The following is a 671-nucleotide window of genomic DNA, read 5'->3' as shown; positions in this document are numbered from 1 at the left end:
CCCGAAATCTTTTTAGCCGGGCGCGCCAATTTGCAGTATTATCCGCGACCAACAAAGGCTGCGTTGGACATCGTTTGACGATAATCCTTGGTGCCCACCACCTGCAGGTCACGTTTTGTTGTGGATCTCTCACCCGCCCAGCGGGGCTCTCACCTGCCGTAGCCGGCGTCATCTGACCCGAATAAAGAGATCAAAAAGGTAGAATAATTATGATGTCTTCAAAGACAAATACCGCTGTACCTACTACATCATCATGGCTGGAACGCTTCTTCAATATCAGCGCTCGTGGCAGCACTGTCCGCCAGGAAGTGATCGCCGGTTTGACCACGTTTCTTGCCATGGTTTACTCAGTTATCGTTGTCCCCTCCATGCTGGGAAAGGCCGGGTTTGATCCCGGCTCCGTGTTTATTGCCACCTGTCTGATTGCCGCCTTCGGCTCACTGCTGATGGGCCTGTGGGCCAATCTGCCGATGGCCATAGGCTGCGCCATCTCACTGACTGCGTTTACCGCCTTCAGTCTGGTGTTGGGGCAGGGCATGAGCCTGCCTGTCACCCTGGGAGCGATTTTCCTTATGGGTATCGTCTTTACCTTGGTGAGCGTTACCGGCATTCGCCAGTGGGTGCTTGCTAACCTGCCCAAGGGGATTGCTCATGGTACAGGGATAGGTATC

General features: G+C 54.2%; 1 protein-coding gene. It reads left to right on the top strand.

Annotation, left to right across the window (positions count from 1 at the left end; translation table 11 throughout):
- Window positions 1-212 precede the first annotated feature (212 nt).
- Window positions 213-671: solute carrier family 23 protein (locus tag IEX22_RS16230; RefSeq protein WP_229660106.1), on the top strand; the 459-nt coding region annotated here is incomplete at its 3' end.

This window comes from Tersicoccus solisilvae (genome assembly GCF_014643255.1).
In the GTDB taxonomy this organism is placed as follows: Bacteria; Actinomycetota; Actinomycetes; order Actinomycetales; family Micrococcaceae; genus Tersicoccus; species Tersicoccus solisilvae.
This window is presented reverse-complemented; position numbering and strand designations above follow the sequence as displayed.